The organism is Kaistella sp. (assembly GCF_032060305.1).
Lineage (GTDB): Bacteria > Bacteroidota > Bacteroidia > Flavobacteriales > Weeksellaceae > Kaistella > Kaistella yananensis.
In genome coordinates, this window is record NZ_DAMBHK010000010.1 from 1 (window position 1) to 23,577 (window position 23,577).

The following is a 23,577-nucleotide window of genomic DNA, read 5'->3' on the forward strand; positions in this document are numbered from 1 at the left end:
TACTTTAGGAAATAATTATTACTTTTGCACCTCGAAATAATTAACAAATTTATTTAACATTATGAACAATTACGAAACTGTTTTCATTTTAACTCCCGTTCTATCTGACGCACAGGTGGAGGAAGCAGTAAAAAAATTCGAAGATCTTTTGACTTCACACAATTGCGAAATCGTTGCCAAAGAAAATTGGGGACTTAAGAAATTGGCTTATCCAATCCAATTGAAAAAGAATGGTTTTTACACTTTAATCGAATTTAAAGGCGAAGGAAGTGTAGTTGCAGATTTAGAACTTGCTTTCAAACGTGATGAAAGAGTTATCAGATTCTTGACTACTAAATTAGACAAGCACGCTGTAGACTACGCAGTAACTAGAAGAAACAAACTAAAAACTGCAAAAGCTTAATTTTAACCCTCTAAAAATTTACAACAATGGCAATAGATGATATGGCTAAACAAGCCTCTGCTGGAGGTGAATCTGAAGTAAAATTTCTTACTCCACTAGATATTAACACAAAATCTGAAAAAAAATACTGTAGATTCAAAAAATACGGAATCAAGCATGTTGATTATAAAGATGAAAAATTCCTTCTTCAGTTCGTAAACGAGCAAGGTAAAATTTTACCAAGAAGATATACTGGAACTTCTTTGAAATACCAAAGAAAAGTTTCTGCTGCAATCAAAAGAGCAAGACACCTTGCTTTGATGCCTTACGTAGCGGATTTATTAAAATAATTATAAAACAAAATAGTTGTTGGTTGTTTTACAAAAACGCCTAACTTCTAAATAAAAAAGGACAACAACAATGGAAATTATTCTAAAAAAAGATGTAGAAAACTTAGGATTAGAGTTTGATACGGTAAACGTAAAACCAGGGTATGCAAGAAACTACTTGTTACCACAAGGTTTAGCTCTTTTGGCTACTCCAAAAAACAAAGCTAATCTAGAGGCAACTTTGGAAGCCAGAAAAGAAGAAGAAGCTAAATTGATCGCAAACGCAAACGCTATCGTTGAGCAGTTGAAGAAAACAAACATCACCATTGCTACAAAAGTAGGTGCAGGTGATAAACTTTTCGGATCTATCAACAACGCAAACCTTTCTGAAGAATTGGCTAAAGCAGGTGTTGAAGTAGACAAAAAATACATCAAAATCCCTGGAAACACCATTAAGAGAACAGGTAAATTTGCTGCTCAAATCCGTTTACACAGAAATGTAGAGCACACTTACGAATTCGATATCGTATCTGACGCTCCACCAGCACCGGCAGCCCCAAAAGCAGCCCCAGCTCCAAAGAAAGTTGAAGAAACTCCTGCTGAAGAGGCATAAGATTTCTAAACATATTTTTAAGAATCCGGTAATTTATTTTACCGGATTCTTTTTTTTAATTCTATTGAGTCATTTTCATATTGAATATAAAATGATAAATTTGTTTAATGCACCCAATCTTTGTTTATCTGCGACGCAGTATTAAAAAATCTTTTGATAACCTCCAAAATGAAAAACTGAAACATAATCTGCTTCAGGCGGTTCCGTTTTGGATCGGATCACTGATTACCGGAGTCTTAGCAGTAATGTACGCGAAACTTTTCACCTGGGGAGAAAAACTGATGAATTTTATTATCGATTGGAATGCGTGGATGATTTTCATTATCGCTCCTATTGGTTTCGTGTTGTCCTGGTGGCTTGTAAAAGAATTTGCGCCATATTCGAAAGGTAGCGGAATTCCGCAGGTTATGGCTGCTGTAGAACTCGCTAACCCAAAAGAACATACCAAAATCCGTCATCTTTTAAGCCTGAAAATTATTTTATTCAAAATTTTATCGAGTGTGGCGTTGGTGATCGGTGGCGGCGCAGTGGGTCGTGAAGGTCCCACGATTCAAATTGCCGGTTCTGTATTCCGGAAAGTCAATGAATATTTGCCAGAATGGTGGCCAAAAATATCCAAAAAAAATATGATTATGACGGGTGCGGCGGCAGGACTCTCGGCGGCATTTAATACACCTCTGGGAGGAATTGTATTCGCTGTGGAAGAACTTTCTAAAACCCATATCAACTATTTCAAAACTGCACTTTTTACGGCGGTAATTATTGCAGGATTAACAGCGCAAACACTGGCAGGTTCTTATCTTTATCTGGGGTATCCTAAAACTGCCGATGTAAGTCTTATGGTGATGTTTCCTGTCATTTTGGTGGCGGGAATTTCAGGAATTTTAGCCAGTCACCTTTCGGTTCTGATGCTCGCCATTAATTCATGGAAGAAAAGATTGAAAACAGACCGCAGCAACATTATCTTTCTTGTAATTTCTGCTTTAATTATAGCCTCTTTAGCATTTTTTGTAAATAGGGAGATTCTGGGTTCAGGAAAAGAAATTATGGAAAGAACGCTCTTCACCGATGATAAACATGAAGCGTGGTATATGCCCATTTTCAGAATGATTGGGCCGGCTTTGGCTTTCACTTCTGGTGGCGCAGGCGGAATCTTCGCACCCGCACTTTCAGCGGGAGCCAGTGTAGGATCTGTAATATCGGGCTGGATTCATTTAACACCCAACGAAACCAACGTGGTAATTTTGGGAGGAATGGTGGCATTTCTTACAGGAATTACACGAGCTCCATTTACCTCGGCAATTATTGTCCTCGAAATGACCGACAGACATTCGCTTATCTTCCATCTGATGCTTGCAGGCATGGTTTCTTCACTCATCTCTTTAATGGTAAGCAAGAGATCACTTTATGACGCTTTAAAAATATCTTATCTCGAGGAACTTCGCGGTGAACGGAAATCATAAAAAATTCCGGTAAAATTATTTACCGGAATTTTTCTAATTTTCACTTAATTAATAAGGTGTAGATTTATGCTTTACATTTCCCAAAATGTCCGGGAAATAAACATCCGACAGATGATCGAACTCATCGCCTCTCATAAACATTGTAGCATCCACCTCATCATAAGAATCTTTTCCTGCAGCTGCAATCAGCTCGTTGCAGGTATGAAGTGTATTTTTGTGGAAATGATAAACTCGTTCGCTTTTATCAGTAACATCCAGCCCTTTTATAAGCATTTTGTCCTGAGTTGCAACTCCTGTAGGGCAGTTGTTTGTATTACATCGTAATGCCTGAATGCAACCCAGCGCGAACATAAATCCGCGCGCATTGTTGCACATATCTGCTCCCATTGCGATCGCTCGTAAAATATCAAGGGAAGTAAGAACTTTTCCGCTTGCAATTATCCTCACCTTATCGCGGAGGTTGAAATTTTTCAGTGTTCTGTTCACAAAAATCAAAGCGGGTTCCAGCGGCATCCCCACACCGTCAGAAAATTCCGGAGGTGCGGCTCCTGTACCACCTTCTGCGCCGTCAACAGTGATAAAATCCGGATAAATTTTAAGCACATTCATCTGAACGCAGATATCTTCAAACTCTTTGGTATCTCCAATACAAAGTTTAAATCCTACAGGTTTCCCGCCCGAAAGGTCTCTCAGCTGCTGCACAAATTTCAGGAGTCCGGCCGCATCTGAAAACGCGGAATGGGAAGGTGGAGATATAATCGTCATTCCCGGACGTACATGGCGAATTGCAGCAATCTCGGGTGTGTTTTTAGCGCCTGGTAATACACCACCGTGGCCTGGTTTTGCTCCCTGTGAAATCTTGATTTCAATCATTTTCACATTAGGGATTGTCGCATTTTTAGTGAAAATTTCAGGGGAAAATTTCCCTTCCTCATCCCGACAACCGAAATATCCCGTACCGATCTGCCAGCATAAATCGCCGCCTTCCAGATGATAAGGTGAAATTCCACCCTCGCCTGTATTATGGTAAAAACCGCCTTTCTTTGCTCCTCTGTTCAGCGAGATCTGCGCTCTGTCACTAAGAGAGCCAAAACTCATGGCGGAAATATTAAAAAGTGAAGCGTGATATTTCTGGGTACACTGCTCACCGCCTACCCAAACTTTTGGCAATTCTTCTTTTGGTGATTTGGCGTAGATTGAATGTTTAATTCCCTCGTATTTCCTCTGGTTAATCTCTAACTGGGTACCAAACGGTACGGTGTCGCTGATGTTTTTTGAACGGCGGTAAGCTGCAGAACGCTGGTTTCTGGGGAAAGGTTTTCCATCGGTTTCCCGTTCGATGAAATACTGTTGCATTTCGGGTGAAATTCCTTCAAAGAAATATCTGAAATATCCCAATACAGGGAAGTTACGGAGTATTGCATGTTTTGTCTGAAAACTGTTATAAATTCCCAAAGCATAAATCGCCGTTAATAAAATTGGAATCCAGTAGTGCGCTTTTATCAGCAAAGTAGTTACCCAAACCAAGATGAGGATGATGATTCCCCACTTAATGAATTTGTCTCTCATTAGAATTTTTTTTATAAAAATTGACCTCAAATTTAACAATAATAAACCGACAAAAAAAACCGCTTTCATTTATATGAAAACGGCTTTAGCAGAGCGTAATTGCTACTTGCTCCAGTAAATTTTTGTATGCTGAACATCTGCCGAATTGGTGCCTATCATCACATCAAATTCGCCTTCTTCCCAATCATACTTCAGTGCGTTGTTATAAAACTTAAGGTCTTCTGGAGTAATGGTGAACGTTATTTTTTTGCTTTCTCCTTTTTTAAGGAAAACTTTTTCGAAGCCTTTCAGCTCTTTTACAGGTCTTGTGATACTTCCTACCATATCACGGATGTAAAGCTGTACCACTTCTGCCCCATCATAATTTCCGGAATTCTTTACAGTAACTGAAGCCTGAATAGACTGGTTTCCTTTTGGATTTGTATTTGAAACTGACATATCCGAATAGCTGAAATTTGTATAACTCAACCCAAACCCGAAAGGATAAAGCGGCGTGTTGCATTCATCCATATAATTGGCGCGGAACCTGTCGTACTCACATTTAGCAGTTTTTTCTGCACTTAAGGGTCTGCCTGTATTTTTGTGATTGTAATAAATAGGAACCTGACCTAAACTTCTTGGGAACGTTACCGGCAACTTTCCTGAAGGGTTTATTTTCCCAAACAGTACATCTGAAATTGCATTACCTGCCTCCGTTCCGGCAAACCACACATTAAGGATAGCCTCAGGTAAATCTTTCACATTGGTTAACGCTAAAGGTCTTCCGGTAAAAAGTACCATTGCGATGGGTTTTCCGGTTTTTTTGAGTTCATTGAGTAAATCAACCTGAGACTGCGGAATAGTGATTTCACTTCTGGATGATGATTCGCCGCTCATTTCAGCAGATTCGCCAATCGCAAGAACGATAACATCGGCTTTGTTTGCCACGTCCAATGCTTCTTTCAGAATAACTTCCTTAGGGCGGTTATCTCGGTCAGTCAGTTTTCCGTGGGCTGCGTAAATACTTTCAAGTTTCTCGCTGTAATCAATATTTGCACCTTTAGCAGAAATGAATTTCACTTCTTTGCCAAAATTATCCTGCAGACCTTTCATTAGAGAAATTGCATTGGCATGCTTTGCTCCCACACTCCAGGTTCCGGCCATATTGAGAGAATTATTCACTAACGGACCGATGACGGCAACGGTTCCGGATTTTTTCAAAGGCAGAACATTATTTTCATTTTTCAATAATACCATAGACTGGGCTGCGGTGTTTCTTGCAATATTTCGGTTCTCGAGGCTGCTAACTTCTTTTGCTGCCAGTTTTACGTCTCCATATCGGTAAGGATCTTCAAAAAGTCCTAAATCATATTTTGCCTCCAGAACTCTTTTGGCGGCCTGATCGATTTCAGCCTGGGTTACTTTTCCTTCTGCTAAAGATTTTTTCAATGTTTTCAGAAAACCTTCGCCCACCATATCCATATCGATACCCGCTTTCAGCGACAGGGCAGAAACCTGCTGAAGATCGCCCATTCCATGATCAATCATCTCGTTAATTCCGGTGTAATCACTCACTACAAATCCATTGAAGCCCCATTTTTCACGTAATATTTCGGTTTGCAGCCATCTGTTTCCAGTTGCAGGAATTCCTTCAACTTCATTAAAGGAAGCCATTACCGTTCCTACACCGGCATCTACGGCCGCTTTATAAGGTGGAAAATATTCATTAAACATGCGTACCCGACTCATATCTACTGTATTATAATCCATTCCGCCTTCACCGGCACCGTAGAGTGCAAAATGTTTCACACAGGCCATAATGGTATTGCTGAGAGATAAATCTTTCCCCTGATAACCGTACACCATATGTTTTGCAATTTCGCTGCCAAGATACGGATCTTCACCAGATCCTTCAGAAATTCTACCCCATCTTGGTTCGCGGGAAATGTCTGTCATGGGTGAGAATGTCCAGGAAATTCCGTCTGAAGAAGCTTCCCGCGCGGCCACTCTTGCAGACTGCTGAATTAAATTCATATCCCACGATGCAGCCAGGCCTAAGGGTATCGGAAAATTGGTTTCATAACCATGAATCACATCCATCCCGAAAATTAAAGGAATTTTCAGACGGCTTTTTTCTACGGCAACTTTCTGTACGGCTCTTATTTTTTCGGCTCCTTTAATATTGAAAAGTCCTCCGACCAAACCATTTTCTATCTTCTTTCCGATATCGGAATTCTGTGCCTGCCCTGTGGTGAAATCGCCCGCACTGGGAAGATTGAGCTGACCAATTTTTTCGTCAAGAGTCATTTTCGCGAGCAAGGCATCAACAAAAGCTTTTTTCTTTGCATTGTACTGCGCCGTCTGGTAAGACTGTACCGGTTTAGTCACCATTTCCTGGGCTAAAAAGCATGTTGAAAGTGCCATAGCAGCAACTAAAACTATTTTCTTCATAAACTTCTACTTTATATTATTTGAATTTTTTTGAGCCAGCATCCATTCATATAATTTTGGATTGGAATACGCAGAATCCCACGAGTTGTGATTATCATCCGGAAAAATGGTGAGCTCGATGTTTTTATTTACTTTTTTGATCGCCTGATAGATTTCTATTGCATTCATCGGAGACACAACATCATCATTGGCGCCATGAAAAATTTTCATGGGTAAATTTTTGTACTGGGTAGCCCGCACTTTCATCAACCGGTCGACCGGCGGACAAACCGCTGCGACTGCCGAAAACAATTCCGGATGTTCCATAGCAAGCTTCAATGAACCCCAACCTCCCATCGAAAGTCCTGTAAGCATGATTCTGGATTCATCGATTTTATATTTCTGCTGAATTTCTTTAATAAGATGATAAAGGGTTTCCGTGTCCCACCAAACTCCGTCGGGACATTGCGGCGCCAGAATAGCAACCGGTTCTTCGATTAAATTTCTGTAGTTGAAAGGCCCGTTGGCTTTTACTTTTTCGAGATCAGTTCCGCGTTCGCCGGAACCGTGAAGAAAAACCATGAGCGGAACTTTGCCTTTTGCATCTTTCGGATAATCTAAGATATAGGAGATTTTCTGAATCTTTTTTGTTTCTTTAATCATCTCAGCCTTAATTTCCTGACCTTTAAGATTAAGAGAAAAGAAGCACGATGTCGTAAAGAGACATGTTACTAATATTTTCATTAAAAATTATATTTTGTGGATTTGAAATCGAGTTTCCTGAGACCGTTTTTAATTTCCGGAGCGTTCATGAATAATTTCCAAAGCAATCCGGTTCTGTAATTTTCGATCATGGGTGCAATGGTTCCCTGATCGATGGCCAGATATCTCGGCGTAAACCAATTGCCGTAGTGGATTGAAGTAGCATCATAAGGCCCTGCAGAACCGATAAACTCAGATTTTTCAGTATAAAGAAATCTTAAAACATTCATTGATTCTTTCGGAGTGTACGGAAAACTGCTGAGTGCGGCGGTTGGCGTAACAACACCGCGATCATTCTTTGGATTATGGGCATCGTAACCCACTGTACCATCCTGATTTCGGGTATAACTCGCGGTGAATCCCCAATAATTTGGGCCATAACCTTTCCATTGCTTAGGGTTTTCGACACTGTAACTGTACTGAATCATGGCGTGGCTGCGGTTCAGATCAAAATAATTCTTCACCAATCTGTCGGATAATCCTGTAGGGTCGAGGCCGAGGTAAGAATAATGCGCCCAAAACATCGGCCCGCCATATTCTTCGGCTCCGTTATGTTTTACGTAAAGCGGATAACCATATTTTTCTACCGTGGTAGTATAAGTTCCGTTTCTAGTCCAGCCTTTGTAGAAAGTTTCGGCATCAATGGGATAAGTTGGTGAGGAAGCTGCGAGGATGTAAGTGACTAAAGTCTCATCGTAACCCTGAAGTTTATGATTCATTTCCCAGCCGTTTATGGGCGACCAATGCCAATACAAAACTTTTTCGCCGCCTTTGGTGTACCAGTTCCATTCTACTCCTTTCCAAAGTTCATCCATTTTTTTCGCCAGTTCTTTTTCTTCGGCATTACCATTTTTGAAATATTCGCGAACGGCGATAATTCCTTCAACAAGAAACGCGGTTTCTACAATGTCGCCACCGTTATCTTTTTTCCCGAAAGAAACTGTTTTTCCGGTTGCACCATCAAGCCAGTGTGGCCAGGCGCCGTGATGTCTGTCGGCTTTCGCTAAAAAATCTGCGATATGAGTTAACCGCTTTACTGCTTCAATTCTTGGGATGAATCCTCTTTCGATTCCTACAAGAATCGTCATTAAGCCAAAACCAGAGCCTCCTGTTGTTACCACATTGGCATCATTCTGCGGATAGAAATCTTCGTGATAACGTTCTCTACCCATTAGTGAGTTAGGCTCCGCAAAATCCCAGAAATATTTAAGGGCATCCTGCTGTACTAGATCCATAAGTGGGTCATCAGTAAATTTCTGCATGCTTTCCGGTTCCGCAGCTACTTTCTGTAAATTGGTACAGGAATTTAAAAGTGTCAAAGCCAAAACAGAAAGTGTGAATATCTTCTTCATTTTTAATTTTTGTTTTTAAAATCCATGCTGTGTTGAATGAAATCCTAATTTTATTAAGCCTGATCTGATGTCGGGTGCATTCATAAAAAGATTCCATAGAAATGCGGATTTTTGGTTTTCGATCATCGGATTAATTGGGCCCTGATCAATCGCGAGGTATCTCGGAGTTACCCAATTGTAGTGCAGCGAATATGCATCGTAAGGTCCCGCAACACCAATTAATTTTGAATAATTTTCGTTATAAAGAAACCTTAAATAATTCATACTTTCCGTTGGTGTGTAAGGAAAGTTAGAAATTGCTGCTGTTGGCGAAATTACTCCCAAATCGTTGTTAGGCTGATGTGCCGCATAACCTGTAGTTCCATCCGAATTTCTGCTGTAGCTGGCAGTTAATCCCCAGTTTTTTGCAGAATAACCATTCCAGCCTTTTGGATTTGCAATGCTGTACTGGTACATAATTTTAGCATGATTTGCAGTAACATCTCCATAATTTACATATTCATCTGAAAGACCTCGCGGATCTAATCCCAAAAACGAATAGTGCGACCAAAACATAGGACCAACATTTCCGTTTGCGCCGTTATGATTTACCACCACAGGAATTCCATACTGTGAGGATGAATTTTTTATACCGCCATTTCTCGCCCAACCCTGCTGATATACTGATTTTTGGATGGCGAAAGTTGGTGAAGCTGCTGCTAAAATATAAGTAATTAAAGTTTCATCAAAACCCTGAAGTTTATGATTCATCTCAAAATTGTAATTGGGTGACCAATGCCAGTAAAGCACATTCTGCCCCTGGGTGTACCAGTTCCATTCAACTTCTTTCCAGAGTTGATCAGCTTTCTGGGAAAGGCCGATCTCAGTTGTATCGGTGGAGTTTTTAAAATATTCTCTCACACAAATTAAACCCTGAACAAGAAAAGCTGTTTCCACCAAATCTCCCCCATTATCCATCGTACTGAAAGGAATTACATCCCCTGAAGTTCCGCTGATCCAGTGAGACCAGGCGCCATGAAAGCGGTCGGCATTTTGAAGAAAATTTAGTGCCGTGGAAATTCGGGCAACTGCTTCTGCACGTGGAACGTATCCATTCTTAATACCCACAAGAAGCGTCATTAGTCCAAATCCTGAACCGCCCGTTGATACAATAGTAGCATCTAATCCCGGATTATCGGTATGATATCTTTCGCGGGCTAATTTAGAATTGGATTCTGCGAAATCCCAAAAATATTTCAGGGCATCTTTTTGAACCATTTCTACAATTTGCGGATCGGTGTAGGCTGTAGGTGCTGGTGGATCATTGCCACCCAGAGGCGTTCCCCCGCTAGTTGGGGAAGAGTCTCTGGAGCAAGATAATAAAAAAGCAGAGGCAATAAGAGTAAGCTGGATGGATTTTTTCATTGCGATTTTTTAAAAAGGAGCTACCTTGCGATAGCTCCGTGTAAAGGTTATCTGTTATCTTTTTCTAATTTGTAAAGAGCCAGAACGTCTGAACTTTTTAAAGCGATATTATAAATTCTGAATTCATCAAGCTTGCCTGCATAGCTGGTTGCCCAATCCTGATCGGAACCGTTATTTTGTGGAGGGTCTGTTTCAAACTGATGATTACCCAGGACCATCTTACCATTGGTTCCTACCATCTGGAATATCCCGTAACCTGGAGCGTTATTAGGATTATCGACTCCGCCTGGATTATCCGCGTACCACGTTGCCGATCCGGTAGCGCCGTTTGCAGGTGCATAAGCAAACCCATTAAGGTTTGTAGCTGGTTCTCCGTTTAGATATGCACTCACCTTACTGGAAGCCGGATCATAAGTCATCGTTACGTGAAACCATGTATTTTTTTTATCATCGATATTCATTATTAAACTTTGTCCACGCCAAACAACGCCTGCTCTGCCATTTTCTACACCAAGCTTTAGTCGGATCCTGTTAGGAAAATTGCTATCGGGATTTTCGATAAATACATTAATTCCTCCCCAAAATTCCGTAGGACGAACAATGGTAAAAATGCCCTGAGCACCCTTTCCCTGGCCCGGTGACGAGTCCGGAGCAACAGTATTGGCACTGTTCATCCAAAATGAAATAGTAAAAGCGTTGAGCCCTGTTATTGCACTGGAAACGTTTGCAATTGCATATTTTTCTGCAGAACTTGATCCATTGTAGGCTTTACCTTTTACACCGGCGGTATATTCAACCCCCACAGGAACAGGTGAAGTTATATTATTGGTTTTATCTGCTAAATTATCTTCAAAGCTCAGTTTAGTAACAAGATTGGCGGCGGCAATGTCATCAGAGTTATCATATCCGCCGATTGATGCATAGGGAATCGGAAGGTTATCCCTATCAATGCTCTCGTCGCAATTGGTTATTAGAAAGAGCGCAGCAACTGCCCAACCCATCTGTTTATTAAAAAAAATATTTTTCATGTTTTTCTTTTTAAGTATTAATAATTGGGGTTTTGGGAACTTAATCCTTTAGACTCGCTGATGAAACTTGCTGGAATAGGGAATACTTCGTGTTTTCCTACGACAAATGTTTTGCCGTTTGCCGCCATTGCCGATTGTGCCTGGCCAGTTCTTACCAAATCAAACCATCTATCATGCTCAAGTGCTAACTCAAGTCTTCTTTCTTTCCAGATCGCGATGCGTAAATCTGCCTGAGAGACTGCGGTTGTGTTAGGAAGACCAGCTCTGTTTCTTACTTCATTTAGAAACGGAATTGCCGCAGCAGTTTGTCCCAATTCATTCATTGCTTCTGCTTTCATAAGGAGTACCTCAGCATATCTGAGGTATCTGATATTTGCATCGGAATCATCATCTCCGGTAAAATTGGAAGAATAAACTTTGTAGTTATAGTATGGATTTTCTACTGTTGCAGGAACTACTCTACCATCGTATAAGGTTGAATTTCTGAAAATAATTGTTGCATCTCTTCTTTCAGTATCCCCTTCATCATTGAACGCATCCACCAAGCTTTGAGAGGGTGTTGCAAAGCCCCATCCCCAGCCGCCGGCACCCCGTGCGCCTTGAGTTTGAGAATATTGTTGAATTCCAGGCTGTGAAGCACCACCCTTGCCCTGAATTTCAAAAATAGATTCAGCATTATTTTCACCCGAAACTTTGTAAATATCTGCAAAGTTTGGAGTCAATGAATACCCTGTTACTAAATTACAGTTATCAATCACTTTTTGCCAGTTTTTTTGGTACAAATGTACTTTTGCCAATAGCGCGTGCGCAGCTCCTTTAGAAGCTCTACCTATATCAGCAGCAGCATAAGCATTTTTTTGAGGAAGAGCAGCAATAGCGGCGTTAAGATCACTTTCGATGAAACTATAGACTTCTTCTTTAGTTTTTCTTGTGAGCAACATGGCTCGATCGGCATCGTTACCTGCTACTGGAACATGATCTACAATAGGTACTCCGCCAAAACTTCTTACTAAAATAAAATATGAAAATGCTCTCAGGAACTTTGCTTCCCCAGTTAACCTGGCCTTTAAATCCGAATTGGCATTAGTGAGTAGGGGTAAATAATATAAAGCTTGGTTAGCCCTGTTAATTGCCTGATAATGGCCCTGCCAGATATCCTGAAAAGAACCACCTGTTGAGTTAAAATCAAGCGCATCCAATAAATTTTTATCTCCACCTGTATCTCCTGGAGATGATCCTTTATCTGCCTCATCAGAAGCGATTGTTGTGACTCCGATCCATGAAAATGAACTGATATTCCAGTCGAGATATTTTGAATAAATTGCGGTTACGAAACTGTTGGCTCCAGCATCATTATTGAGCAAAGACAAATCATTGGTTGAAATCGCTTCAGTAGGCTGTACCTCTAAAAAATCATTACGGCAACTCTGGGTCGAGAGAGAAACAAGTAGTAATGATGAGAGTATTATTATCTTTTTATTCATTGCTGTAATTTTAAAATTTTAAATTAATTCCGAAAACAAAGGATCTTAGTGTTGGGTATGCGTCAAGCTCAACACCTGTTAGGCCATACGGATCACCATTGGAGTTTAACTCGGGAGAGAAGCCACTAAATTTTTGGAAGATAAAAGGATTAATTGCGCTTACGTAAACTCTAAAAGACGACAGATAATCTACCGGTTTAGACAAGGTATACCCCAAAGAAATATTATTTATTCTAAAGAAATCACCTGATTCCAGATAATAGTCGGAAGCAATAGGAACTGCATTAAAAGGCGCCGGATTTACCGAACCGGTATTGGTACTGCTATAAAAGTCATTAGCAATACTGTATTCAATATTTTCGCCGGAAAAACGCTGTGCTTTTTTACCGTTATAAACCTTAGATCCAAATGTTCCGTAACCATTTACAGAAAGATCAACCTGTCGGAACTTAACCCCTAAATTAATTCCGTAAGTAGAAGTAGGAATATATGATCCAAAGAATTTTCGATCTTCCAAATCGTTAGCTCCCGTTTTGCCGTTTCCGTTAGTATCAGTATAGGTAAAGTTTCCGTTGCTATCAATCCCACTTACTTCCCATAACCAAAAGCTTCCTAATGGCTGCCCAACAGAAATTTCATTTAACAGCTTCGTATACTGCCCATTCCCTAAACTTCCGCCACGAATGTCGTTTACATTTTCATCAGCAAGTTTACTTAAGTTATTTTTATTGTAAGAATAGTTACCGCTTATGCTATAACTCCAGTCTTCATTTACGATATCATCCCAAGATAAATAAGCTTCAATACCTTTATTGGTTACCTCACCCAGATGCGCAAAGCCGTTCTGGGAAATACCTGATGTAGAAACAGGGATAAGCGCTAAAATTATATTGGTAGTTACACGATTATAAAGATCAAATGAACCCTTCAGTTTACGGTTGACCATCTCGAAATCTATACCTCCACTAGATTCTTCTGTAATTTCCCACGACAGATTCGGATCGTATATTTTGTCGATGGTGCTGCCATTAGATACTGCATTTCCATTAAAGGCATAATTGTAAACACTACCGCTTGCGAAAGGCAGATAATTGGCAGGTATGTTTTGGTTACCCAATTTTCCCCATCCTCCGCGTAATTTCAGGAGGTTGAAAAGCGAGCTATCTTTCATGAAAGACTCCTCAGAAATTACCCAGCCAACACCAAACGCGGGAAATGTTCCCCATTTATTGCCATCAGAAAACTGCGAAGATCCATCTCTTCTTACTGTCGCACTCAAAAGATAGCGGTTCATCAGTTTATACTGCGCTCGCGCAAAATAAGAATTTGTAGTGTTTTTATTTCCATTAACACTGTTTAGAGTTACCAATTGATCCAAGTAATTGGTGCCCGACAAATCCCAATAATTACTGTTGAGAATCATATTTTTCCTGGTCATACTGAGTGAATTTTCACCATCCTTTACCGCAGATTCTGTTCCGACAGTAGCTTCCAGATCATGATCTCCAAATTTCTTAGAATACGTTAAATAATTTGTCAGTGACCAGTTAAAATAATCTTTATTCTCATTGGTAAGAGTATTAATATTGCTGCTTCCCGGATAATTTGAAGCTACTCTTGTAGGATCTGCAGCGAGCCAGATACTTAAGAGATCAGCATAATTATACATTTTAAAGTTGTAGTATTCTCCAGAAAACTGTGAGGTAAATTTAAGATCTTTAATTAAATTCATATCCACCTTCAGCCCACCCTGCAGTTGCATAGATTTTTGCCGTTCATTATGAAATGCCAGCTGAGCAACGGGATTACCCACATTGTTGAAGGAAGAACCTGTCGTGGATGCAAAACCGTTTGGCCCAACATAAGAAACTCCGTACTGTCCGGAAGGGAAATATACCGGCACAATCGGAGATTGTTTATAAGCACTTGTAAAGGCACTTAATGGTTTGGGCGTGATATTATTGAAAGTAACCGAAAGAGTTTGGGCAACTACAATACCTTTAGTTATTTTGAATTCGTTATTTGTTCTTATCGTACTGCGATTAAAATCGGTGCCATTCAAGATAGCTTTTTCATCATAGTTTCCTAAACTGAAAAAATATTTAGCATTTTCTGAGGAACCTGATAAGGAAAGATTATGCTGATTATATGTACCGAGTCTGGTAATTTCCTCAAACCAATCAGTATTAACCGGTTGATCCTGAGAGAATTTTGTAGATTGCAAGGCGGTGTTTGTATAATATGAAAATAAATTACTACCTGCCATCTTCACTTTTTTCAATGGCATTCGCACACCCGCTAAACCATCATATTCAACTGTAATTCCTTTGCCACGGCCTGATTTTGTAGTAATAATTATAACTCCATTTGCTGCTCTGTTACCATAAATTGCAAGCGCTGAAGCATCTTTCAAAATATCATAGGTGAGAATGTCATTGGAATTGATGTTATTAATATTATCAGCAAAAATTCCATCAACAACATACAAAGGATTTCTCCCGCTAAGTGCTGTTCCTAAACCTCTGATAATTACGGAAGGTGTGGACCCTGGCAAATCAGAAGCGATAACGGTAACCCCTGCTGCTTTACCCTGAATTGCCTGTGTTGCGTTCAGAACCTTAGTTTTTGTAATCTCTTCTGAATTAATTGAACTGATGGAAGTCGTATTGTCTGCTTTTTTTCGGGTACCATACCCAATCATCACTACCTCTTCAATCTTTTGTTCCTTAACCACGGTATCCCGTGGAATTTCCTGTGCATTTACATTCATTCCGAAGTAAAATACCGCAATTAAACAAGGAAATTTTAAATTACTGTGTTTCATATAGTAGGTTTTGTTTTGTAAAAATGTGTGTAGCAGATCACCTCGCGCGCTTATTATCTCAAAGTTAGAAAATATATTTAGAATTTGTTATCCTTCTCATAATATTTTTCAAAAATTGTTAATTAACGTTAACCTAACTTAGTATTTTTGTTTGGCTTAATATTTGAAAATGATTGCATTATCATTAATTTTAATATCATGAGAAGAAATACAATATTAGTGGCAACCATGGCAGTTGCAACATTAGGAACAACGACCCAGTCTTGTTTGGCTCTGGCAACTTCAAGCGTAGGGTTGGCTGTTCTGAAACAGATACTTCTGGGAGGAATTACAAAAGGGCTCAATATTTTTAGCGATAAAGATAGTTTTATGGCTAACCAACTCATCGATGCTGCATTGCCTCAACAATTGAAAGATCTTAATAGTACTTTACAAAAATTAGGATTGAACAGCCTTGTACAGAAAGAGAAACAATATATTGCTCAGGCTGCTGCATTTACAGTAGATGTGTCGAGACCGATTTTAGTAAATGCGGTTAACAGTTTAACTGCAGAAGATGCGGCCAGAATTGTACAGGGGGGAAGTGGCGCCGCAACTCAAATCCTGAAAGAAAGAACATCAGAGCAACTTATGGCCGCCATAGCACCAAAAGTTGACGCTAAACTGAATGAATTCGGGTTGGTGAGTTCGTTAAATTCAGCATTGCAGGGATCAAATATATTAGGAAACATTCTTGGTGGGCAAAATTCCACCAATTCACTCACCGGAGGAATCAGTAGATTTGCCTCGCAGCAGATGGTAAACGGATTGTTCAACATCATCGAAAACCACGAGCAACAAAATGCAACGACGATTATGAACTCACTGAATGGTACGAAATAAAGGAATAATCCTTAATTTTGAATTCCGGTTTGTCCGGAATTTTTTTTAACCTTAAAATTACAACGAGATGATTAATATAGTTGACAATCAGGAAAATGTGAACCCAGAGGATTTCTATGCCTCACTGAAAGAAAAACTCGAGGCTACACACGACTTTCCTCAGGATTATCTTTTCAAATTTATAATCACCAACGAAGAATCGAAACAAACTGAAATTTACAGGGTTTTCGACAACGTGAAATACACCCTTTCAACCAAAGACAGCAAAAACGGAAAATATACTTCATTAACAATGAACGCATTTGTTTTGGATGCAGACCAGGTCATCAGCATTTACAAGGAAGTAGGTAAAATTTCAGGCGTAATGATGCTTTAATTGAATATCATGAATGTTTTAATCACAGGCGGAACCGGATTAATCGGTAGAAAACTGGTTCAAAAACTACGGGAGCGCAATCATAACGCAAGAGTATTAACAAGGAAAAAAACCAATAATCCTGATGAATTCTACTGGAACACTGAGGAAAAATTCATCGATCACAAGGCGTTTGAAAATCTGGATTCGATCATTCATCTTGCTGGTGCAAATATCAGCCAGAAATGGACTGCTGAGTATAAAAAAGAACTTTTCTCCAGCAGAATTGAAACTGCGAATCTGCTTAAAGACTATTGTTTAAGCCAGAACGTTCGGATCAAATCATTTATCTCTGCTTCGGGAATTAACTATTACGGCACTTTTACTTCGGAAGAGATTTTAAAAGAAAGTGACGGAATTTTAAAACAAGATTTCCTTGCTAAACTTTGCGACAAATGGGAAAATGCTGCTGAAAATTTTTCAGATATTTCTCACAGAACTGTTTGTTTACGCACCGCAATGGTTTTGGCAAAAAATGGCGGTGCTTTCCCGATGCTGAAGAAAACGGTAGATTTTAATATCGGTTCCGCGGTGGGCTCTGGAAATCAATGGATGAACTGGATTCACGAAGATGATTTGGTAAATATGTACATTTTCGTTCTGGAAAACCCGGAAATCGAGGGAAAATTCAATGCAGTTGCTGATCAAATACCGACCAACGAAAATTTCATGAAAGCACTGGCAAAAACCTCCGGAAAGCTCTTTCTTCCGGTAAATGTTCCTTCGTTTGTTATGAAAATGGCTTTCGGGGAGATGAGTTCCATTATTTTGGAAGGCACCCGTGCATCCAACAAAAAAATCAAATCGCTGGGATTTGATTTTAAGTTTTCAACGCCTGAACAAGCGTTTGAAGATTTAATAAAATAGTCTGAATTATTTTTCAATAAAAAACCTTACATTTTCGATAGGTCTTCCGACCATTGCTACAGAACCTTTAATAAGAATCGGCCTCTGGATTAGGGAAGGATTTTCAACCAAGATTTTTATCCATTCGTCTTCACTGAAATCTTTCCCCATATAGCGTTCCTGATAAAGCATGTCGTTTTTTCTGATAAGTCCTTGTACATCGGTATTGAGCTTTTTCAGAAGCGTTTTAAGTTCAAGTTCGGTTAATGGCGTTTCTATGAAATCAATGATTTCAAAAGGAACATTATTCTCATCCAAATGTTCCAGAATCGCTCTCGATTTAGAACACGTATTGTTGTGAAGCACTTTAATCATTGGTGGTTGAGTTGAAGGTTATAATATTTTTACATTCATCTCATGCCCCGAATTTAGAAAAGTCCGTGCATCTGGTTTTCAATTCTTTCCAGAATATAACCAAAATCTTCGGGCCTTTCCACGAAATCTAAATCATCAACTTCGATCACGAGAAGTTTACCCTCGTTGTAGGTCGATATCCATTTTTCATACTTCTGGTTAAGCTTAGAAAGGTATTCGATAGAAATTGTAGCTTCATAATCTCGGCCTCTTTTATAAATTTTCTTTACCAGATTCGGAACATCAGACTTCAGATAAATCAGCAAATCCGGTGCCGAAACGAAACTTTTCATGAGATTAAATACTGACGTATAATTATTGAAATCCCGATCCGACAAAAGATTCATATCATACAGGTTTTCGGCGAAAATATGGGCATCTTCGTAAATCGTACGGTCCTGAACAATGTTTTTACCACTTTCGCGAATTTCTTTCACCTGTCGGAAACGGCTTCCTAAAAAATAAATCTGCAGGGCAAAACTCCACTTGCTCATATCTGCATAAAAATCCTCTAAATACGGATTATGATCTACATCTTCGAACTGTGCATCCCAACCGTAATGTTTGGACAGCATGGTTGTTAAAGTTGTTTTTCCCGCGCCTATGTTTCCTGTAACCGCAATGTGCATTGTTAAAAATTAAATGATTAAAAAATGAACCGAAACGACTGAAAGTTTCCCTTCAGAACCTTATTTATTGAGCGGGTAAAGATAAAGTTTGTTGGCGTTGATTACAAAATACGCGGCAGAGTTTTTATCCACAATCTGCGAATTTTCAGCATTGAAAATTATTCCCAACATACGGTCCTGCAGAAAATGAATGGTGTTTTTTCCGATGACCAAAATATTCCCGTTTTCGCGTCTTAGGCGTTTGCCTTCAGTGAGAGGAAATTCAAACATTTTATTTCCGTTGAAATTATAAACTGCCAATTGCGTTTTTGTAAGCAGATAAACCTGACTGTTAAAAACCAATATGTCGGTTACGTTTTCAAAATCGATATCAAAAGGATAGGAATTGATGATTTTATCTTCGCGGAAATTATACTGGATGAGGCGTTTTGTACTTTCATCGAGCAACCAGATCTGCTGCAAATCTTCGGCATAAACCATTTTTATAAAACCAAATTTCTGCCGGAAATTAACTGTTTGTATTTCATTAAGATTCTGATCGTAAAATTTAAGTTCCTGTGCATTTTCGGAAAAAGACGCAATGCTTAAAGGATTCTGTACAGACTGAATTTTAAACGGCAGCGTGAGCATCAGTTTTCCTTTCTGCTGGCCAAGCGAATCATATTTTGTAAAACTGAAATCCTTGTTTTTGTAAAGATAAATATTGCCGTAATCGTCAACCAGCAAATCTTTTGCATCTTTGAGTTTTATAGAATCAAAAGCCAGATTTTGCTGGGCAGAAACCGCGCAGAAAACAAAGAAAAATATGAAACGAAGTGATTTCAAAAAAAAGTGATTTTTCAAATTTAAATATAAATGACGTTCGGCGAACGTCATTTTCGATATTAAGTTTTCAGTTTACTTGATGGAAACTTCGTAAATTTTATTCCAGTATTTGCCGGTAACCAACATATTATCACCTTTGAAAGCAATGCCGTTCAAAACATCATCTGAATTTGTGGTATGAAGTTTTGCAATTTCAGTAAAATCGAATTTCCCAACGACTTCACCGTTTGCAGGATTTATTTTAAGAATAATAGGCTTCTGCCACACATTGGCGTAAATAAAACCTTTGTGATATTCCAGTTCATTGAGCTGGTCGTACGCTTCGGTATTTCCGGCAACAGAAATGTAACGTACAATTTTCGAAGGATCTTTCACATCAAGAAAATAAATATTCTTAGTTCCGTCGGATAAGATTAAATTCTTGTTATCGTAAGTTAAGCCCCAGCCTTCGCCAATTACGTTCGGATAAACAAACTCGCTGATCAGGCTTAGGTCACTTTTATTATAAATGAAACCTTTTTTATTCTGCCACGTCAGCTGATAAATTTTATCGCCAACAATGGCAGCACCTTCTGAAAAAATCTCGTCAGACTGTGGTGTCTCTACAATTGGATTCGTGGTTCCCAATGTATATTTAAGGATTCTGGATGAACCGTTTTGTCCGTCGGATTCATAAACCGTATTTCCTTCCAGCAGAAAACCCTGCACAAAACTTTTGGGATCGTGTGGATATTCCTTCACGATCTCATAAGTAAGTTTGGCTTCCGGAGTTTTTGCAAAAACATTGATTGTGGCGTCCTGCGTAATGATTTCGCCGTTCTTCTTTTTAATATTGAAAGTCACCGCGTTATCTCCCAAAGTGAAATATTCAGGATCGATCACCAGATTTGAGGTTTCTTTATCACCAAAACTAATTGAAATACTTTCTGAATTTTCCGTCACATCTTTCGGCAGTGCCAAAGCATCACCAAAATAGTAGCCTTTGCTCTCCATGGAAATGTTGTAGTCGTTTAAAGTATTGAGAATTTCTTTGTCTTTATTACAGGAAACCAAGATGGTAAAAGCAAAAACTGCGATAAGAGTTCTGATCTTCATGTGTGGATTTTTATTTTTAATTTCAAACTGTTGATTTGAATTGAATTATTTTTCAAAAATACTGAATTTTAACAACACAAAGCGAGCCAACAGTAAATTGGCCCCTTCACAATATTTAAAATAATTATATTTGTTCGATAAAGAAATTACTTTTCATGAAAAAATCATTTTCGTTGCTCATATTGGCTTCTGCAGCGCTTTCTGCCCAAAACTTTAGCAAACAGGACACTTTAAAAGGTTCGGATACCATGTACAGAAACTTTTGGGATGTTAAAAAATATGAAATTTCTGTAGAACCGAATATTCAGAACAAATCGGTTTCGGGAACCAACAAAATAACCTTCGAAATCACAAAAGACATCAAAAATCCTGTTTTCCAGATTGATTTGCAGCAACCGATGCAGTATAAGATTATTGATTCTGATGAAAAACTCTGCAGCTCAAGACGTGATGGTGATTTCATTTTTATTGAAACTAAAAAAGACTACAAAAAAGGCGATACTCATTCGTTCACCATTCAGTATTACGGCAATCCCACAATTGCGAAAAATGCTCCTTGGGATGGTGGCTGGGTTTTCAAGCAGGATGATAACGGAAATCCTTTCGTAAGTGTTGCTCAGGAAGGTATTGGTACTTCGGTTTGGCTTCCGCTAAAAGACATCTGGAGCGACGAACCCGATAACGGAATTGTAATGAAAATCATTACGCCAAAAGATTTAGTTGGTGTTGGAAACGGACGGCTGATTGCGCAGACCTCAGAAAAAAACAAAAACACCTTCACCTGGGAAGTTAAAAACCCCATCAACGCCTACTCTATTGTTCCCAGCATCGGAAAGTATGTGAATTTTAAAGAAACTTACGATGGCGAAAAGGGAAAACTGGATCTTGATTATTGGGTTTTAGATTACAATCTCGATAAAGCTAAAAAACAGTTTACGCAGGTAAAACCGATGATGAAAGCATTCGAATATTGGTTTGGCCCTTATCCTTTCTACGAAGATTCTTACAAACTGGTAGAAACTCCGTATCTGGGGATGGAACATCAGAGCAATGTAGCCTATGGAAACAAATACAAAAACGGTTATCTGGGCAGAGATTTATCCGGAAGCGGCGTGGGGTTGAACTGGGATTTCATTATTATTCACGAAACCGGCCATGAATGGTTTGCCAATAACATCACCGCAAAAGATCAGGCTGATATGTGGGTTCACGAAGGATTTACCAGTTATTCTGAAACCCTTTTCACTGAAAATTATATGGATAAAAACTCAGCTGAAAAATACGTTCAGGGAATCCGTCACAATATTAAAAACGACATTCCCATCATCGGCCGGTACGGCGTAAGAAATGAAGGAAGCGGCGATATGTATTACAAAGGCGCAAATATGCTGCACACCATTCGCCAGGTAATAAATGATGATGAAAAATTCAGACAGATTCTAAGAGGACTGAACAAAGATTTTTATCACCAGACAGTAACTACACAACAGGTTGAAGATTATATTTCACAGAAATCAGGCATTGATTTTTCACCGGTTTTCAATCAGTATTTAAGAACAACCAAAATTCCTGTTTTAGAATATTCTCAAAAAGGAAATGCGTTGAAATTCCGTTACAGCAATGTAATCGAGAAATTTTCAATGCCATTGCGACTGAAGAGCAACCAGCTTTTAAATCCGACTTCAGCATGGCAAACAGTTACATTAAAGGATACCAATCCTGTGGAATTTGACACAAATTATTATGTAAATTATTTACAGTTAAATTAACAAGTTTCGGCGCCTGCGGCGCCGAAACTTGTTTTATACTTTTTTATAATTCTTCCGAAACAATTTTAGTTCAGAAAAATCTAACTTTTAGTTACAATTCAGCATATCCGACAACATGAGTCTTTGGCTGGAAGTATTGGCAGGCACCGCAACCTGATCCGAAGGTATAAAGCTCACCGAAGTCAAGTTCTCTGGAACAAATATTTTTACTGTCATTTCCCTGTAGCCATGAGGTTCGTACGCTACCCAATATCCGTCCGGATGCAGTCCCCATGTTCCGTACTGAATTGCAGATTTTTCAGGGTTAACGCCTGAGATCATGGCAAGCCTTTCAAGGTCAGCATAACTCGAAGAAGATGAACTGAAAAAATTCCGTATTTTATTTTCAGCATCCAGTGCGATCTGTACAGGCTGCGGAAGATTACTTTTAGCCTTACTCATTATATCTGCCGGTATAAAATCCAAGCCCATTTTAGATAATTTCAGCAACTGATCTTTGCTTAAAAGTCTGGCGGCAACCAGTTTACTTTCGGTATTCAGGTTTTTAAAGCTCGATTTAGCAATTACCGCCCACACCAGAGACTGCACCTGTTCCTGGGGAATATCCTGATGATTGTACCAATTTTTCACCAAAGCATTGATGATTTCTTCTTTAGGACCTTTCAGAGGAGCAAAAAGGTACCCGTCGCCTTTGCTTGGTGCGTAAGTTCCGGCCTTAAGACAAAAACTTTTCAGTTGAATCTTATAATAACCTGGGGTAAGAACATAACCGGTATCCTTATTAAAAGACTCGCGGCAGAGACTTACAAAATTCTTGCCCGATGCAAATTCGGGTTGCTTTATATCCACAGTGTTACAATCTTTAAAATTGGTTGTAATAGCTTCTGTCGTGATTGCATTTACTACTTTGTCACCTGCAAAAGACATGGTTTTGTCTTTTACTTTGTCTTTAATCATGTTTAAAATCTGGGCGTTTCCCAGCGTAGCTGTAACAATGAACAGCGTGAGCATAATTTTTTTCATTTCCATGGTTTTTTGTACCACGAAATTAAGAAATAGTTGGCAATTATACATCACCGAACT

The 23,577-nt window shown here is 39.2% G+C and carries 21 protein-coding genes; 8 read left to right on the forward strand and 13 right to left on the reverse strand.

Features of this window, described 5'->3' with window-relative positions:
* Window positions 1–61: 61 nt before the first annotated feature.
* From rpsF to V5N63_RS02455, 4 genes are all read left to right on the forward strand, one after another.
* Window positions 62–403 (forward strand): 30S ribosomal protein S6, encoded by a 342-nt coding sequence (gene rpsF, locus V5N63_RS02440; protein WP_088469332.1) that lies wholly within the window; start codon window positions 62–64, stop codon window positions 401–403.
* Between the two features lie 26 nt (window positions 404–429).
* Entirely contained in the window at window positions 430–732 is a 303-nt protein-coding gene (gene rpsR / locus V5N63_RS02445) for a 30S ribosomal protein S18 (RefSeq protein ID WP_031503984.1), read from the forward strand.
* A gap of 70 nt (window positions 733–802) precedes the next feature.
* Window positions 803–1,324: a 50S ribosomal protein L9 gene (gene rplI / locus V5N63_RS02450; RefSeq protein WP_088469333.1), complete on the forward strand. Its 522-nt coding sequence runs from the start codon at window positions 803–805 to the stop codon at window positions 1,322–1,324.
* Between the two features lie 107 nt (window positions 1,325–1,431).
* Complete coding sequence (locus tag V5N63_RS02455; protein WP_332032673.1) at window positions 1,432–2,787, forward strand: chloride channel protein; 1,356 nt, start codon at window positions 1,432–1,434, stop codon at window positions 2,785–2,787.
* 48 nt (window positions 2,788–2,835) lie between these two features.
* Here V5N63_RS02455 and V5N63_RS02460 read toward each other — a convergent pair whose 3' ends face one another.
* The 8 genes from V5N63_RS02460 to V5N63_RS02495 form a co-directional block, all read right to left on the reverse strand.
* Window positions 2,836–4,356, reverse strand: a complete 1,521-nt coding sequence (locus V5N63_RS02460) for an FMN-binding glutamate synthase family protein (protein ID WP_332032675.1) — start codon at window positions 4,354–4,356, stop codon at window positions 2,836–2,838.
* A gap of 102 nt (window positions 4,357–4,458) precedes the next feature.
* The gene (gene bglX, locus V5N63_RS02465) at window positions 4,459–6,786 is read right to left on the reverse strand and encodes a beta-glucosidase BglX (protein ID WP_332032677.1); all 2,328 of its coding nucleotides are present in this window, start codon (window positions 6,784–6,786) and stop codon (window positions 4,459–4,461) included.
* A gap of 6 nt (window positions 6,787–6,792) precedes the next feature.
* A complete protein-coding gene (locus V5N63_RS02470; RefSeq protein WP_332032679.1) occupies window positions 6,793–7,509 on the reverse strand; it encodes a prolyl oligopeptidase family serine peptidase in 717 nt (238 codons plus the stop codon).
* Window positions 7,509–8,879, reverse strand: a complete 1,371-nt coding sequence (locus tag V5N63_RS02475; protein ID WP_332032681.1) for a glucoamylase family protein — start codon at window positions 8,877–8,879, stop codon at window positions 7,509–7,511. The genes V5N63_RS02470 and V5N63_RS02475 overlap by 1 nt, the downstream gene beginning before the upstream one ends.
* A gap of 15 nt (window positions 8,880–8,894) precedes the next feature.
* Window positions 8,895–10,283, reverse strand: coding sequence for a glucoamylase family protein (locus tag V5N63_RS02480; protein WP_332032683.1), 1,389 nt, complete (start codon window positions 10,281–10,283; stop codon window positions 8,895–8,897).
* Between the two features lie 47 nt (window positions 10,284–10,330).
* Window positions 10,331–11,311 carry a LamG-like jellyroll fold domain-containing protein gene (locus V5N63_RS02485; RefSeq protein WP_332032685.1) on the reverse strand — a complete coding sequence of 327 codons (981 nt, stop codon included), beginning with the start codon at window positions 11,309–11,311 and terminating at the stop codon, window positions 10,331–10,333.
* A gap of 17 nt (window positions 11,312–11,328) precedes the next feature.
* A complete protein-coding gene (locus V5N63_RS02490) occupies window positions 11,329–12,795 on the reverse strand; it encodes a RagB/SusD family nutrient uptake outer membrane protein (RefSeq protein ID WP_332032687.1) in 1,467 nt (488 codons plus the stop codon).
* 10 nt (window positions 12,796–12,805) lie between these two features.
* Window positions 12,806–15,619, reverse strand: a complete 2,814-nt coding sequence (locus V5N63_RS02495; protein WP_332032689.1) for a SusC/RagA family TonB-linked outer membrane protein — start codon at window positions 15,617–15,619, stop codon at window positions 12,806–12,808.
* Window positions 15,620–15,817: 198 nt separating this feature from the next.
* Between V5N63_RS02495 and V5N63_RS02500 the strand changes: the two genes are divergently transcribed.
* From V5N63_RS02500 to V5N63_RS02510, 3 genes are all read left to right on the forward strand, one after another.
* Window positions 15,818–16,501 carry a DUF4197 family protein gene (locus V5N63_RS02500; protein WP_332028299.1) on the forward strand — a complete coding sequence of 228 codons (684 nt, stop codon included), beginning with the start codon at window positions 15,818–15,820 and terminating at the stop codon, window positions 16,499–16,501.
* 67 nt (window positions 16,502–16,568) lie between these two features.
* Complete coding sequence (locus tag V5N63_RS02505; RefSeq protein WP_265144280.1) at window positions 16,569–16,877, forward strand: DUF493 domain-containing protein; 309 nt, start codon at window positions 16,569–16,571, stop codon at window positions 16,875–16,877.
* A gap of 9 nt (window positions 16,878–16,886) precedes the next feature.
* Window positions 16,887–17,783, forward strand: a complete 897-nt coding sequence (locus V5N63_RS02510; protein WP_332032692.1) for a TIGR01777 family oxidoreductase — start codon at window positions 16,887–16,889, stop codon at window positions 17,781–17,783.
* A 6-nt stretch (window positions 17,784–17,789) separates the two neighbouring features.
* On the opposite strand, the gene V5N63_RS02515 is transcribed toward V5N63_RS02510, so the two are convergent.
* From V5N63_RS02515 to V5N63_RS02530, 4 genes are all read right to left on the reverse strand, one after another.
* Window positions 17,790–18,137, reverse strand: coding sequence for an ArsC/Spx/MgsR family protein (locus V5N63_RS02515; protein WP_332032693.1), 348 nt, complete (start codon window positions 18,135–18,137; stop codon window positions 17,790–17,792).
* Window positions 18,138–18,190: 53 nt separating this feature from the next.
* Window positions 18,191–18,805, reverse strand: a complete 615-nt coding sequence (locus V5N63_RS02520) for a deoxynucleoside kinase (RefSeq protein WP_088469344.1) — start codon at window positions 18,803–18,805, stop codon at window positions 18,191–18,193.
* A gap of 60 nt (window positions 18,806–18,865) precedes the next feature.
* Window positions 18,866–19,630, reverse strand: a complete 765-nt coding sequence (locus V5N63_RS02525; protein ID WP_332032694.1) for a hypothetical protein — start codon at window positions 19,628–19,630, stop codon at window positions 18,866–18,868.
* A 72-nt stretch (window positions 19,631–19,702) separates the two neighbouring features.
* A complete protein-coding gene (locus V5N63_RS02530) occupies window positions 19,703–20,725 on the reverse strand; it encodes a glutaminyl-peptide cyclotransferase (protein ID WP_332032695.1) in 1,023 nt (340 codons plus the stop codon).
* Window positions 20,726–20,880: 155 nt separating this feature from the next.
* On the opposite strand from V5N63_RS02530, the gene V5N63_RS02535 reads away from it, so the two are divergent.
* A complete protein-coding gene (locus V5N63_RS02535) occupies window positions 20,881–22,494 on the forward strand; it encodes a M1 family metallopeptidase (RefSeq protein WP_332032696.1) in 1,614 nt (537 codons plus the stop codon).
* An 87-nt stretch (window positions 22,495–22,581) separates the two neighbouring features.
* Here the strand turns inward: V5N63_RS02535 and V5N63_RS02540 are convergent, their stop codons facing one another.
* Window positions 22,582–23,517 (reverse strand): hypothetical protein, encoded by a 936-nt coding sequence (locus V5N63_RS02540; protein WP_332032697.1) that lies wholly within the window; start codon window positions 23,515–23,517, stop codon window positions 22,582–22,584.
* Window positions 23,518–23,577 lie beyond the last annotated feature (60 nt).

What these genes read in the sequence shown, in the direction of transcription:
- V5N63_RS02455 (WP_332032673.1), top strand. Translation starts at nt 1,432, where the DNA reads ATGCACCCAATCTTTGTTTATCTGCGACGCAGTATTAAAAAATCTTTT.
- V5N63_RS02505 (WP_265144280.1), top strand. Translation starts at nt 16,569, where the DNA reads ATGATTAATATAGTTGACAATCAGGAAAATGTGAACCCAGAGGATTTC.
- V5N63_RS02530 (WP_332032695.1), bottom strand. Translation starts at nt 20,725, where the DNA reads ATGAAGATCAGAACTCTTATCGCAGTTTTTGCTTTTACCATCTTGGTT.
- V5N63_RS02475 (WP_332032681.1), bottom strand. Translation starts at nt 8,879, where the DNA reads ATGAAGAAGATATTCACACTTTCTGTTTTGGCTTTGACACTTTTAAAT.
- V5N63_RS02500 (WP_332028299.1), top strand. Translation starts at nt 15,818, where the DNA reads ATGAGAAGAAATACAATATTAGTGGCAACCATGGCAGTTGCAACATTA.
- V5N63_RS02535 (WP_332032696.1), top strand. Translation starts at nt 20,881, where the DNA reads ATGAAAAAATCATTTTCGTTGCTCATATTGGCTTCTGCAGCGCTTTCT.
- V5N63_RS02510 (WP_332032692.1), top strand. Translation starts at nt 16,887, where the DNA reads ATGAATGTTTTAATCACAGGCGGAACCGGATTAATCGGTAGAAAACTG.
- V5N63_RS02520 (WP_088469344.1), bottom strand. Translation starts at nt 18,805, where the DNA reads ATGCACATTGCGGTTACAGGAAACATAGGCGCGGGAAAAACAACTTTA.
- V5N63_RS02490 (WP_332032687.1), bottom strand. Translation starts at nt 12,795, where the DNA reads ATGAATAAAAAGATAATAATACTCTCATCATTACTACTTGTTTCTCTC.
- V5N63_RS02485 (WP_332032685.1), bottom strand. Translation starts at nt 11,311, where the DNA reads ATGAAAAATATTTTTTTTAATAAACAGATGGGTTGGGCAGTTGCTGCG.
- rpsR (WP_031503984.1), top strand. Translation starts at nt 430, where the DNA reads ATGGCAATAGATGATATGGCTAAACAAGCCTCTGCTGGAGGTGAATCT.
- bglX (WP_332032677.1), bottom strand. Translation starts at nt 6,786, where the DNA reads ATGAAGAAAATAGTTTTAGTTGCTGCTATGGCACTTTCAACATGCTTT.
- V5N63_RS02515 (WP_332032693.1), bottom strand. Translation starts at nt 18,137, where the DNA reads ATGATTAAAGTGCTTCACAACAATACGTGTTCTAAATCGAGAGCGATT.
- rplI (WP_088469333.1), top strand. Translation starts at nt 803, where the DNA reads ATGGAAATTATTCTAAAAAAAGATGTAGAAAACTTAGGATTAGAGTTT.
- V5N63_RS02460 (WP_332032675.1), bottom strand. Translation starts at nt 4,356, where the DNA reads ATGAGAGACAAATTCATTAAGTGGGGAATCATCATCCTCATCTTGGTT.
- V5N63_RS02470 (WP_332032679.1), bottom strand. Translation starts at nt 7,509, where the DNA reads ATGAAAATATTAGTAACATGTCTCTTTACGACATCGTGCTTCTTTTCT.
- V5N63_RS02540 (WP_332032697.1), bottom strand. Translation starts at nt 23,517, where the DNA reads ATGAAAAAAATTATGCTCACGCTGTTCATTGTTACAGCTACGCTGGGA.
- rpsF (WP_088469332.1), top strand. Translation starts at nt 62, where the DNA reads ATGAACAATTACGAAACTGTTTTCATTTTAACTCCCGTTCTATCTGAC.
- V5N63_RS02495 (WP_332032689.1), bottom strand. Translation starts at nt 15,619, where the DNA reads ATGAAACACAGTAATTTAAAATTTCCTTGTTTAATTGCGGTATTTTAC.
- V5N63_RS02480 (WP_332032683.1), bottom strand. Translation starts at nt 10,283, where the DNA reads ATGAAAAAATCCATCCAGCTTACTCTTATTGCCTCTGCTTTTTTATTA.